The sequence below is a fragment of the Pantoea sp. Pa-EAmG genome (assembly GCF_030024295.1).
GTDB classification, from domain to species: domain Bacteria; phylum Pseudomonadota; class Gammaproteobacteria; order Enterobacterales; family Enterobacteriaceae; genus Pantoea; species Pantoea dispersa.
Map to the genome: position 1 here is coordinate 1 of NZ_JASEWO010000149.1, position 11,515 is coordinate 11,515.

The 11,515-nt window shown below is 59.9% G+C and carries 14 protein-coding genes and 1 pseudogene; all 15 read left to right on the forward strand.

The features are described 5' to 3' along the window. Nucleotides 1-264 precede the first annotated feature (264 nt). On the forward strand, nucleotides 265-1,947 hold the full coding sequence (locus QMM04_RS17220; RefSeq protein WP_282996598.1) for a DUF4942 domain-containing protein: 1,683 nt from the start codon (nucleotides 265-267) through the stop codon (nucleotides 1,945-1,947). A gap of 89 nt (nucleotides 1,948-2,036) precedes the next feature. Continuing rightward, complete coding sequence (locus tag QMM04_RS17225; RefSeq protein WP_282996600.1) at nucleotides 2,037-2,483, forward strand: conjugation system SOS inhibitor PsiB family protein; 447 nt, start codon at nucleotides 2,037-2,039, stop codon at nucleotides 2,481-2,483. After that, nucleotides 2,480-3,304, forward strand: coding sequence for a plasmid SOS inhibition protein A (locus QMM04_RS17230; protein ID WP_282996601.1), 825 nt, complete (start codon nucleotides 2,480-2,482; stop codon nucleotides 3,302-3,304). Before QMM04_RS17225 ends, QMM04_RS17230 begins: the two co-directional genes overlap by 4 nt. Continuing rightward, nucleotides 3,301-3,582 (forward strand): type II toxin-antitoxin system RelE/ParE family toxin, encoded by a 282-nt coding sequence (locus QMM04_RS17235; RefSeq protein WP_021507956.1) that lies wholly within the window; start codon nucleotides 3,301-3,303, stop codon nucleotides 3,580-3,582. Before QMM04_RS17230 ends, QMM04_RS17235 begins: the two co-directional genes overlap by 4 nt. Further along, nucleotides 3,582-3,899 (forward strand): HigA family addiction module antitoxin, encoded by a 318-nt coding sequence (locus QMM04_RS17240; protein WP_021507955.1) that lies wholly within the window; start codon nucleotides 3,582-3,584, stop codon nucleotides 3,897-3,899. The genes QMM04_RS17235 and QMM04_RS17240 overlap by 1 nt, the downstream gene beginning before the upstream one ends. Nucleotides 3,900-4,669: 770 nt before the next feature. Further along, nucleotides 4,670-6,352 (forward strand): DUF4942 domain-containing protein, encoded by a 1,683-nt coding sequence (locus QMM04_RS17245; protein WP_282996598.1) that lies wholly within the window; start codon nucleotides 4,670-4,672, stop codon nucleotides 6,350-6,352. An 89-nt stretch (nucleotides 6,353-6,441) separates the two neighbouring features. Further along, nucleotides 6,442-6,888, forward strand: coding sequence for a conjugation system SOS inhibitor PsiB family protein (locus tag QMM04_RS17250; protein ID WP_282996600.1), 447 nt, complete (start codon nucleotides 6,442-6,444; stop codon nucleotides 6,886-6,888). Then, entirely contained in the window at nucleotides 6,885-7,709 is an 825-nt protein-coding gene (locus QMM04_RS17255; RefSeq protein WP_282996601.1) for a plasmid SOS inhibition protein A, read from the forward strand. Before QMM04_RS17250 ends, QMM04_RS17255 begins: the two co-directional genes overlap by 4 nt. Beyond that, nucleotides 7,706-7,987, forward strand: a complete 282-nt coding sequence (locus tag QMM04_RS17260) for a type II toxin-antitoxin system RelE/ParE family toxin (RefSeq protein WP_021507956.1) — start codon at nucleotides 7,706-7,708, stop codon at nucleotides 7,985-7,987. The genes QMM04_RS17255 and QMM04_RS17260 overlap by 4 nt, the downstream gene beginning before the upstream one ends. Further along, on the forward strand, nucleotides 7,987-8,304 hold the full coding sequence (locus tag QMM04_RS17265) for a HigA family addiction module antitoxin (RefSeq protein ID WP_021507955.1): 318 nt from the start codon (nucleotides 7,987-7,989) through the stop codon (nucleotides 8,302-8,304). The genes QMM04_RS17260 and QMM04_RS17265 overlap by 1 nt, the downstream gene beginning before the upstream one ends. Nucleotides 8,305-9,075: 771 nt before the next feature. Further along, a pseudogene (locus QMM04_RS17270) lies at nucleotides 9,076-9,327 on the forward strand (DUF905 family protein); the annotation flags it as partial. 376 nt (nucleotides 9,328-9,703) lie between these two features. Next, nucleotides 9,704-9,853 carry a succinate dehydrogenase flavoprotein subunit gene (locus QMM04_RS17275; protein WP_282996602.1) on the forward strand — a complete coding sequence of 50 codons (150 nt, stop codon included), beginning with the start codon at nucleotides 9,704-9,706 and terminating at the stop codon, nucleotides 9,851-9,853. Continuing rightward, a complete protein-coding gene (locus tag QMM04_RS17280; RefSeq protein ID WP_282996603.1) occupies nucleotides 9,850-10,422 on the forward strand; it encodes a hypothetical protein in 573 nt (190 codons plus the stop codon). Before QMM04_RS17275 ends, QMM04_RS17280 begins: the two co-directional genes overlap by 4 nt. Before the next feature lie 88 nt (nucleotides 10,423-10,510). Further along, complete coding sequence (locus QMM04_RS17285; protein WP_282996604.1) at nucleotides 10,511-10,858, forward strand: hypothetical protein; 348 nt, start codon at nucleotides 10,511-10,513, stop codon at nucleotides 10,856-10,858. 5 nt (nucleotides 10,859-10,863) lie between these two features. Further along, a complete protein-coding gene (locus QMM04_RS17290; protein ID WP_282996605.1) occupies nucleotides 10,864-11,280 on the forward strand; it encodes a hypothetical protein in 417 nt (138 codons plus the stop codon). Nucleotides 11,281-11,515: the final 235 nt, after the last annotated feature.

An 11,515-nucleotide genomic window follows, 5' to 3' on the forward strand; every position in this document is an offset into this window, starting at 1 on the left:
GCATTCCGGCCAGCCCTTGCGCGGAGGGCTGGTCGTAGCACCGCCGGTTCAGGCATAAAGGGGTGAAATGCACGCCGCCAAAAACTTTTTGCCAGGGGCGTCAAAAACTTTTTGTCGTCGCCCCTTTATGCCTTCACTTCGTCGTTGCTCCTTTGCCCCTGCCGCGAAAGGCCAGACCGGAAAGAGAAAACCCGCGTCAGAGAAGGCCTTTGTCGGTTCCGCAGCACGCGCTGCACTACTCAGCCGGATTTAAGGAGCTATGCCATGCAAAACACCCTCGTAAACGTCACCCCTGATGCGACCACCGATCGCGCACCGATCACCGCCGCCGGCGATGTCATCACGGATACATTTTTTGCGCCTGCAGATACCGATCTGATTGACGGGCTGCTGGGCAGTTACCGCCTTATGCGCACGAAGTTAGCGGATATTTCTGCCACTATCCGCAGCGGTGTGAACAGCGAAGCTGTCGCATATTTTCTGAGCGGCAACCTGCACCGGGAACGGGGTTATCACGTGCCCCCGGTAGGAAAGCTGTTCGACCTGCCCGGAGCGGTTGCGTCGCTGAATGCTGACTTCTGGCAGAAGGCGCTGAGCCTGACCGACGTTTACGAGTACATGCCCAACGAGCGCCGCAACGAGTGGAACGAACAGATCCGCGAGATGAAAGCGCCAGATTTTGAGGAAAATGCGGTGCGTGCGACGCTTTCCGAGCTGCTTTTCTCTCGTCAGAAATTTTTCTCCGAGCGCGTTGACGGCATTTTCCGCAGCCTGTCTCGCAGCCACGTGACCAACCGCCCGGAAGGTTTCAGCAAGCGGATGATCATTGAATGCATGTTCGATCAGTGGGGCATGTGCAACTACGACCGCACCGGCTATGTGGACGACCTGCGCAAGGTGATCGCTAAGTTCATGGGCCGCGATGCGACCGGCCTGAACACCACCAATAAAATTCTGAAAATTGCGCGCGACCGTTCAGGGGAGTGGGTTGCCATCGACGGCGGCGCGCTGCGCGTCAAAGCCTTTATGAAAGGCACTATCCATCTGGAGATCCATCCGGACATGGCCTGGCGTCTTAATGACATTCTGGCTTTCCTGCATCCGGCGGCTATCCCTGCGGAGCACCGTCAGAAGCCGCGCACAAAGGTAAAAAGTTTTGATCTGCATTCGAATCTGCTGCCTTTTTCTGTCCTGAGCGTACTCGGTGATCTGGAGACAGAACGCACCGAACCTTTAAAGCGCAGCCGCTGGGAAGAACCGCGCCCGCCGGTCACTACAAACCCTTTTAACCGCCGCATTAAGGGTTATTCGGATGAAGATAAGGCCGCACGCGCGGAAGCGGAAAAAGTGCTGCTGAGCCTGGGCGGCGTGAAAATGAATATTAACGCTTTTACCTGGTTTGAATTCGATTACGACCCGACCACGGCGCTTGAAGATATTCAGCTTACCGGCGCGCTGCCTGAGCAGAAAACACATCAGTTTTACCCGACCACGGGCAAACTCGCCGCGCAGCTGCTTGACGAGGCGGACATCCGGGAGGGGGAAACCTGCCTGGAGCCGAGCGCGGGCATGGGCGGCTTAGCCGACCTGATGCCGAAGGCGCAGACGACCTGCGTCGAGGTTTCGCCGCTGCACTGCCGCGTGCTGGAGGCCAAAGGCCACAACGTGATCGAAGCTGATTTTCTGGCGTGGGCGCAAACGACGCCGCAGCGCTTTGACGTGGTGGTGATGAATCCGCCTTTCAGCGAAGGTCGCGCCGTGGCGCACCTGAACGCGGCGGCGGCGCTGGTGAAGGCCGGCGGACGTCTGGCAGCCATTCTGCCCGCAGGCAGCGACCGCAAAAACCTGCTGCCGGGATGGGACTGCAGCTGGTCCGAACCGATGGAGGGCATGTTTGCGGAAACCGGGGTGCGTGTAGTGCGCCTGATGGCGTACAAGCCGGAGTAAACCCGGCACGGCTGGCAGGGGTGACCCTGCCGGATACCGCACCGGCCCGATAAACGGGCCGGATCCGACCCGAGACAGAGCTGAATACTATGAACCGAGAAGAAAAATTTACACTCAGCACGCTGCAGGCCTTCTCAGGCTGCGACCTGGAAGAACTTAGCGGGCAAGGCGAAGCCGCACGGCTGCATATGTGCGGCCTGGTGCATAGCGCGCTGCAGTTGCCTGACAGCTGGCGCATGGACTGTGAAATGCGGGGCGAGTGGGGCGGGGTGTATCCGGTACACCTGCGGCTGACCCGCGCGGATGCCGCCGGGCTGGCCGTCGAGCTGGTCAGCCCGTCAGGCTGCTCGCCGGTATGGTGTGCAGTCGTCGCAGACACCCGCACCCGCTGCCGCCTGCGCCTGTACGTCAGCGATCGGCTCGAACCCGCGGCGCTGCAGGTGATACTTGCAAAAATCGCTGAGTACACGCGGGCGGGCTTCACCGGCGCCGGTGAGCTTGTCGCCGCGATGCGGATGGGAGGGCACGCCGCATGATCCCGACTTCACAGGCACTGGTGCCTCTGCTGCCGGAACGGCAGGCCGCGCTGCAGGCGATTGCAGCCGTGAAGCGGGCACAGCAGCGGGGAGCCCGGCTGGCGCGTCACCCTTACGCGGCGGCGTTTATGAAGCAGCTGAGCGGCGGAAGCCGCATCAGTGTCCAGGCTCTGAACCGCATCCGGGGTATTTATCTGCGCCCGCGCGTAAAACGCGCGCCGCTGCCGGAATGGGAAAGCGCCCTGGATATCTTTCTCAGCACGGCGGGCGAAGTCTGTCCGCTGCCGCTGCCGGGAGAGCTTGCCGCAACCCTGTTTCCGGAAGCTGTATTCAGGCGATCTGAGCGCGCCGCGCATGCGGCGCAGAAGCGGGCAGGCCACGCGCAGCGGCGCGAAAGGCAGTCGGAGGATTACCGTGCACGCCAGCTGGAGAACCGCATCCGGCAGGCAGAAACAGAGCTGGCGTTCCGCACGCCGGAGACGCTGCGCGAATGGTTTGAGGCCTGGCGCGACTGCGTTCCGGAATATGACCTCAGGAACATGATCGCGACCTGGTCGCGCCGGTTTCCGTCGCTGACGGGGCTTGAAACCCTGCTGCCATACGCTCCGGATGCGGCCTGCGACGTGGCCGGAGAAATTTATCGACGCGCGCAGCATATGAACCCCGATCAGCATGTGATGAATCGCTGGGTGGTGCCAAACAAACTGACGGCCCGCAACGTCCTTTCTGCGGACACAGAAAAAATGGCAACAGTATGTGTTTCTCGACAGGAAACATATGATATACTGTTTCTCGACGGGAAACGCGGAGCCGAAAAGTGATTAAAAGCTGGAAGCACAAGGGATTACAGAAGCTGTTTGAAAAAGGCGATATCAGCGGCGTGCAGGCTAAGGACGCTGAACGCATCCGGCTACGCCTGCTGGTCATTGATGAGGCGATTTCTACCGATGAATTCAAAAACTACCCGGGCTTTCGTTTTCATCCCCTGAAAGGCGACAGGAAAAACCTTTTTTCCATCACGGTCAGGGCTAACTGGCGCATCACTTTCGAATTCACGGATGGTGATGCTTATATTCTTAATCTGGAGGATTACCACTGATGGGCATGTTTAATCCCCCGCATCCGGGCGGCCTGATCACCGAGTATATTGAAGACAATAATATTGGCCTGCGCGTGCTGGCGAAAGAGCTGGGTGTGTCCGCTTCGGCGCTGAGCAAAGTCGCCAGCGGTAAGGCTTCTGTCAGTCCGGAAATGGCGGTGCGGCTGGAGGCGGGGCTGGGTATTGCGGCGCGTCTCTGGTTATCCATGCAGGCCGCCTGCGATCTGCACAAGGCGCGTGCCAATACGGACGTTTCAGGCGTACACCTGCACCCGGGCGTGCTGGCCGCTCCTGCAGAGGAACGACCGGGCAAATAATCCCGGCAACTGATACCCGCAGACCGCGCCACCTGGCGCGGTTTTTTTTGGATTTTCAGCCAGCATCTGAACAGCAACACCGACACCCTGCGGTCCGGGAAAAGCCGGTGCTGGCGCACCGGCCATCCCCGCCAGGCCGCTGATACCCTTCACGCGTTTAATGGATTTAGAGTCGTCAGTTCTCTGTTCAGCTGTTTCAGCCTGCCGCCGGAAAAGTCGCATTAACAGCAACAGCAACAGCAACAGCAACAGCAACAGCAACAGCAAAAGCCGGGGCCCCCTTCGGCTCCCCGGCAAGCCGGGTCGTCGAGCCCTATGTCGCTAAGCGGCAAAGCCGCCAAGCGCCACCGAACCCCTGCGGGTTTCGTCCGCGAGCGGTTTCGGGCTGATGTCCAGGGTCAACGGCTGCAGACGGCTGCGCCGTCGCGTTCACCGTCCCGGCCTGTCGCCGGGACTTTAAGGTCAGTCCGCGGGGCGGACTGAAACTTCCCTTCTGACGCTTCCCTGCATTCCGGCCAGCCCTTGCGCGGAGGGCTGGTCGTAGCACCGCCGGTTCAGGCATAAAGGGGTGAAATGCACGCCGCCAAAAACTTTTTGCCAGGGGCGTCAAAAACTTTTTGTCGTCGCCCCTTTATGCCTTCACTTCGTCGTTGCTCCTTTGCCCCTGCCGCGAAAGGCCAGACCGGAAAGAGAAAACCCGCGTCAGAGAAGGCCTTTGTCGGTTCCGCAGCACGCGCTGCACTACTCAGCCGGATTTAAGGAGCTATGCCATGCAAAACACCCTCGTAAACGTCACCCCTGATGCGACCACCGATCGCGCACCGATCACCGCCGCCGGCGATGTCATCACGGATACATTTTTTGCGCCTGCAGATACCGATCTGATTGACGGGCTGCTGGGCAGTTACCGCCTTATGCGCACGAAGTTAGCGGATATTTCTGCCACTATCCGCAGCGGTGTGAACAGCGAAGCTGTCGCATATTTTCTGAGCGGCAACCTGCACCGGGAACGGGGTTATCACGTGCCCCCGGTAGGAAAGCTGTTCGACCTGCCCGGAGCGGTTGCGTCGCTGAATGCTGACTTCTGGCAGAAGGCGCTGAGCCTGACCGACGTTTACGAGTACATGCCCAACGAGCGCCGCAACGAGTGGAACGAACAGATCCGCGAGATGAAAGCGCCAGATTTTGAGGAAAATGCGGTGCGTGCGACGCTTTCCGAGCTGCTTTTCTCTCGTCAGAAATTTTTCTCCGAGCGCGTTGACGGCATTTTCCGCAGCCTGTCTCGCAGCCACGTGACCAACCGCCCGGAAGGTTTCAGCAAGCGGATGATCATTGAATGCATGTTCGATCAGTGGGGCATGTGCAACTACGACCGCACCGGCTATGTGGACGACCTGCGCAAGGTGATCGCTAAGTTCATGGGCCGCGATGCGACCGGCCTGAACACCACCAATAAAATTCTGAAAATTGCGCGCGACCGTTCAGGGGAGTGGGTTGCCATCGACGGCGGCGCGCTGCGCGTCAAAGCCTTTATGAAAGGCACTATCCATCTGGAGATCCATCCGGACATGGCCTGGCGTCTTAATGACATTCTGGCTTTCCTGCATCCGGCGGCTATCCCTGCGGAGCACCGTCAGAAGCCGCGCACAAAGGTAAAAAGTTTTGATCTGCATTCGAATCTGCTGCCTTTTTCTGTCCTGAGCGTACTCGGTGATCTGGAGACAGAACGCACCGAACCTTTAAAGCGCAGCCGCTGGGAAGAACCGCGCCCGCCGGTCACTACAAACCCTTTTAACCGCCGCATTAAGGGTTATTCGGATGAAGATAAGGCCGCACGCGCGGAAGCGGAAAAAGTGCTGCTGAGCCTGGGCGGCGTGAAAATGAATATTAACGCTTTTACCTGGTTTGAATTCGATTACGACCCGACCACGGCGCTTGAAGATATTCAGCTTACCGGCGCGCTGCCTGAGCAGAAAACACATCAGTTTTACCCGACCACGGGCAAACTCGCCGCGCAGCTGCTTGACGAGGCGGACATCCGGGAGGGGGAAACCTGCCTGGAGCCGAGCGCGGGCATGGGCGGCTTAGCCGACCTGATGCCGAAGGCGCAGACGACCTGCGTCGAGGTTTCGCCGCTGCACTGCCGCGTGCTGGAGGCCAAAGGCCACAACGTGATCGAAGCTGATTTTCTGGCGTGGGCGCAAACGACGCCGCAGCGCTTTGACGTGGTGGTGATGAATCCGCCTTTCAGCGAAGGTCGCGCCGTGGCGCACCTGAACGCGGCGGCGGCGCTGGTGAAGGCCGGCGGACGTCTGGCAGCCATTCTGCCCGCAGGCAGCGACCGCAAAAACCTGCTGCCGGGATGGGACTGCAGCTGGTCCGAACCGATGGAGGGCATGTTTGCGGAAACCGGGGTGCGTGTAGTGCGCCTGATGGCGTACAAGCCGGAGTAAACCCGGCACGGCTGGCAGGGGTGACCCTGCCGGATACCGCACCGGCCCGATAAACGGGCCGGATCCGACCCGAGACAGAGCTGAATACTATGAACCGAGAAGAAAAATTTACACTCAGCACGCTGCAGGCCTTCTCAGGCTGCGACCTGGAAGAACTTAGCGGGCAAGGCGAAGCCGCACGGCTGCATATGTGCGGCCTGGTGCATAGCGCGCTGCAGTTGCCTGACAGCTGGCGCATGGACTGTGAAATGCGGGGCGAGTGGGGCGGGGTGTATCCGGTACACCTGCGGCTGACCCGCGCGGATGCCGCCGGGCTGGCCGTCGAGCTGGTCAGCCCGTCAGGCTGCTCGCCGGTATGGTGTGCAGTCGTCGCAGACACCCGCACCCGCTGCCGCCTGCGCCTGTACGTCAGCGATCGGCTCGAACCCGCGGCGCTGCAGGTGATACTTGCAAAAATCGCTGAGTACACGCGGGCGGGCTTCACCGGCGCCGGTGAGCTTGTCGCCGCGATGCGGATGGGAGGGCACGCCGCATGATCCCGACTTCACAGGCACTGGTGCCTCTGCTGCCGGAACGGCAGGCCGCGCTGCAGGCGATTGCAGCCGTGAAGCGGGCACAGCAGCGGGGAGCCCGGCTGGCGCGTCACCCTTACGCGGCGGCGTTTATGAAGCAGCTGAGCGGCGGAAGCCGCATCAGTGTCCAGGCTCTGAACCGCATCCGGGGTATTTATCTGCGCCCGCGCGTAAAACGCGCGCCGCTGCCGGAATGGGAAAGCGCCCTGGATATCTTTCTCAGCACGGCGGGCGAAGTCTGTCCGCTGCCGCTGCCGGGAGAGCTTGCCGCAACCCTGTTTCCGGAAGCTGTATTCAGGCGATCTGAGCGCGCCGCGCATGCGGCGCAGAAGCGGGCAGGCCACGCGCAGCGGCGCGAAAGGCAGTCGGAGGATTACCGTGCACGCCAGCTGGAGAACCGCATCCGGCAGGCAGAAACAGAGCTGGCGTTCCGCACGCCGGAGACGCTGCGCGAATGGTTTGAGGCCTGGCGCGACTGCGTTCCGGAATATGACCTCAGGAACATGATCGCGACCTGGTCGCGCCGGTTTCCGTCGCTGACGGGGCTTGAAACCCTGCTGCCATACGCTCCGGATGCGGCCTGCGACGTGGCCGGAGAAATTTATCGACGCGCGCAGCATATGAACCCCGATCAGCATGTGATGAATCGCTGGGTGGTGCCAAACAAACTGACGGCCCGCAACGTCCTTTCTGCGGACACAGAAAAAATGGCAACAGTATGTGTTTCTCGACAGGAAACATATGATATACTGTTTCTCGACGGGAAACGCGGAGCCGAAAAGTGATTAAAAGCTGGAAGCACAAGGGATTACAGAAGCTGTTTGAAAAAGGCGATATCAGCGGCGTGCAGGCTAAGGACGCTGAACGCATCCGGCTACGCCTGCTGGTCATTGATGAGGCGATTTCTACCGATGAATTCAAAAACTACCCGGGCTTTCGTTTTCATCCCCTGAAAGGCGACAGGAAAAACCTTTTTTCCATCACGGTCAGGGCTAACTGGCGCATCACTTTCGAATTCACGGATGGTGATGCTTATATTCTTAATCTGGAGGATTACCACTGATGGGCATGTTTAATCCCCCGCATCCGGGCGGCCTGATCACCGAGTATATTGAAGACAATAATATTGGCCTGCGCGTGCTGGCGAAAGAGCTGGGTGTGTCCGCTTCGGCGCTGAGCAAAGTCGCCAGCGGTAAGGCTTCTGTCAGTCCGGAAATGGCGGTGCGGCTGGAGGCGGGGCTGGGTATTGCGGCGCGTCTCTGGTTATCCATGCAGGCCGCCTGCGATCTGCACAAGGCGCGTGCCAATACGGACGTTTCAGGCGTACACCTGCACCCGGGCGTGCTGGCCGCTCCTGCAGAGGAACGACCGGGCAAATAATCCCGGCAACTGATACCCGCAGACCGCGCCACCTGGCGCGGTTTTTTTTGGATTTTCAGCCAGCATCTGAACAGCAACACCGACACCCTGCGGTCCGGGAAAAGCCGGTGCTGGCGCACCGGCCATCCCCGCCAGGCCGCTGATACCCTTCACGCGTTTAATGGATTTAGAGTCGTCAGTTCTCTGTTCAGCTGTTTCAGCCTGCCGCCGGAAAAGTCGCATTAACAGCAACAGCAACAGCAACAGCAACAGCAACAGCAACAGCAAAAGCCGGGGCCCCCTTCGGCTCCCCGGCAAGCCGGGTCGTCGAGCCCTATGTCGCTAAGCGGCAAAGCCGCCAAGCGCCACCGAACCCCTGCGGGTTTCGTCCGCGAGCGGTTTCGGGCTGATGTCCAGGGTCAACGGCTGCAGACGGCTGCGCCGTCGCGTTCACCGTCCCGGCCTGTCGCCGGGACTTTAAGGTCAGTCCGCGGGGCGGACTGAAACTTCCCTTCTGACGCTTCCCTGCATTCCGGCCAGCCCTTGCGCGGAGGGCTGGTCGTAGCACCGCCGGTTCAGGCAGAAAGGGGTGAAGTGCACGCCGCCAAAAACTTTTCGCCAGGGGCCGCAAAAACTTTTTGTCGTCGCCCCTTTATGCCCTCACTTCGTCGTTGCTCCTTTGCCCTTTGCCGCGAAAGGCCAGACCGGAAAGAAGAAACCCGCGTCAGAGAAGGGCTTTTCGGGCACCGCGCGGCGGTCAGCCGGATCACTCATTTCTGACAGGAGCACAACATGACCTCAATCCCGGGCAGCACCCTACCTGAGCTGCACAGCGTGGCCGCGCTGGGCGACGGACCGTTTACGCGCGCGCAGGCGGTATCCGTAACGGCCGCTTTCAGCAACGTTTTTATTGAAGACGATCAGGGCAGTCATTTTCGACTGGTTGTCCGGGAGCCGGCGGGCGGGCTGATCTGGCGCGCGTTTAATTTTGAACACGATGCGGGCTACTGGCTGCGTCGTTACATCAACAGTCAGGGTGTGCGTCAGGTGTCGCTGGATGCGTACCTGTCAGCGCTGACCGCGCTGAACACCATCACCATGACCCTTGCAGAGCGTCAGGAGTCAATGGCGGCCATTCTGCGCGATGCCGCCCGGACGGCTGTGGCAGCGGTGCCGGACAACTCTGTGCTGATGCCCGCGGCGGTGTTCGGGGCCTGGCAGCGGGCAGGGCAAATCGCGCTGGCGCACTTCGGGCTTCCGGGGGAAAGGGCCTGGTTTAAGGCGGGCCAGTGGCTGACCAGTGAGCTGGAACAGCGCGGCAACGTACAGGCGTAAAAAAAGCAGGGTTGCCCCTGCTTATTCCACGGCGGCCAGTTGGGGCTGGCTGCCTTATCAAAGACCAGACACTTAGGAGAGTAATATGATTTTTGACCCGCAAATCCTCGCAAAGGCTGCTGCATTTGTAAAAGCTTTCAACAGCGGACGTGGCGTTCGCGTACCGAAAATGACTTTCAATCAGTGGCCGCATTTCATGCGCGCGGTACGTCAGCAGCTGGAGGTGCAGGCATGAACACCGCTACCCCCCTGAACCTGTCCGCGACGCCGCCAGCCGTAACGCAGAACGACATTCTCCGCGTGCTGGGCGAATACACCTTTATCCGCCTGGACAACGGCGACGAAGCGTTTTTTCACCACGGCAACTGGATCACCGGCGCACACGCGGCGAGCCGCGAACCCTCCGTGCTGGGACTGGCACAGGGTATGGCGCGCGCGGGGTGCAGGTCGCTCCGCTGCGTCGAACTGCCCGTGCCGGATGACGCGGAGTGGTGCTGGGACGACGTGGTGACGCAGCTGGTCCGCGCATCGTTCACGCGTCAGGTGCGCGGTGAACTGATCGTCACGGTCAGCGAAAAAACCCGCCACGGTCGCGGCATGCACGTCTGCGCCGATCCGCTGCTGAGCGGGATTAACAGCAACCTCTGGATCCCGCTGAACGCGGCGGAAGACTGGCACACGGGCATCGAGCGCGTGCTGACAATGAACGGCGTCGCGGAGAACGTGGTGCGGCTTGAGCCGCTGCGTGACGGTCCTGAATACACCGATTTTAAGGTGATTTATAACCGGAAAATCTGTGCCTGATGGGCAACGGGGCCGGGAAAAACCGGCCTCATAACGTTGCCCAACCCGGCAACAGACCGTGTGCTAAACCTCCGCAGAGGATATGACTATGCGTTCCAAAACCTGCACCACAGAGACCGCTTTACCTTCTGAAGAACCGTTCACCATGACTGACCTTCTGATCCTGTCAGCACGGGCAGAAGCCGCAGAAGCGGATAACGATAACGCCCGGCGCATCCACCTGGCGGCATCCGTACTGTTGCATTTCGCGGATATGACGGGCTCCGCAGACAGCACTGAACCCGCTGACACTGTCGTCACAGACCTTCTGACCGACCTGATGCACCTGTGCGCACACTGCTGGCCCGATAATGGCCCTGTCTCTTTTGACGGTGCGCTGAATACCGCCCGGATGCATTACCTGGCGGAATCCGACGAATGTACGCAGTGGGAGTGAATGAAATGAAAATGACTGTCAGAGACATTGCAGATGCGATGACCACCTCACATGAAGGATTCGCCGGACTGGTTTGCGATTCCATTGCCTTCAGCCTCGCCCGAGAACTCACAGACGAGGAGCAAGCGCAGATTTATAACATCACCGAGCGCGCCGTTTCTGATGCGGGTTGTCGGCTTGAAGGCGTCTCAGAAAGTGAGGATAAGGCGCTTACCCCGTCGCAGTTCTGCGACCTTGCTGACTACCTCTACAGCTACGGCGTGTTCAGCGGTCCCGGCGGCATTCAGGGTAACGAGTTTATGTCACTCGCCGTCATTGATGAGCCGACCGATGAGCCGGAAGGCCGTAAAATTTACCTTCGCGACCGCTATCCGTTTGCGGTGTATGACTTTGACACAGGCTATACGATCCTGCCTTCCTGAATGAACTGCATACCACACCGTGAGATGGCGAAAGCAAGCCGGTTTACGGGGAGCAAACGACCAACAATCCGCTACCATACAGGAGGCCGCCGTTCAGGCGGTTAACAGAATGAATGCATCAGTCACTACGCTCCGGCGTGAGTCAGAGCCTGAAATCTGCCGCTGCGCCATTATCAGCAATGCGCACATGACCCGTCAGGATTCTGACATTCTGGATTCACTTTTACACCACCTA